At 51.8% G+C, this 500-nt stretch carries 1 protein-coding gene; it reads left to right on the forward strand.

The genetic code is table 11. The features are described from left to right. Positions 1 to 235 precede the first annotated feature (235 nt). Positions 236 to 484, forward strand: a complete 249-nt coding sequence (locus ACYVRA_RS08555) for a hypothetical protein (protein ID WP_461252298.1) — start codon at positions 236 to 238, stop codon at positions 482 to 484. Positions 485 to 500: the final 16 nt, after the last annotated feature.

Consider the following 500-nt stretch of genomic DNA (forward strand, 5'->3'; position numbering starts at 1 on the left):
GCAAAACCGCCCTATCTATCTTATCCATCCTCCCGCCCAAAACCGCGACTCTATCCCCCAGCCGGCCAGTGACCTTCTTCGCCCTCGGCTTAGGGACGGACGCCGCCTTGGGCTTCCTGCCGGGCGTCTTTTTCGCGGTCGCTTTGACCCCCATAACACCCTCCGTGTACGCAGATTGTTTATAATACCGCAAGATTAACCCTGTCTCTTATACACATCTGCCTTCTTCATGAATATGAGCGAGTTTTTCGATGGCCGAGACTACTTCTTTATACGGTCGTACATCTTCGTATCGCTCGGAGTGTTCATAAGCGCGGCGGCGGCGCTGTGGAGCGAAGATATTGCCGGTTACGCGAAACAGTACGCTATAACGGCCGCCGTGATAATTTTGTGGGGCGTATATTGTTTTTTTATGCCTGCGCACGGCGTAACGTTAATAGCCGAATCCGTAGCGATAGGGTCGGCCGCTTTTTTGTCGATATAATTTACTCCATTCTTGA

This window comes from Treponema sp. R8-4-B8 (genome assembly GCF_054786175.1).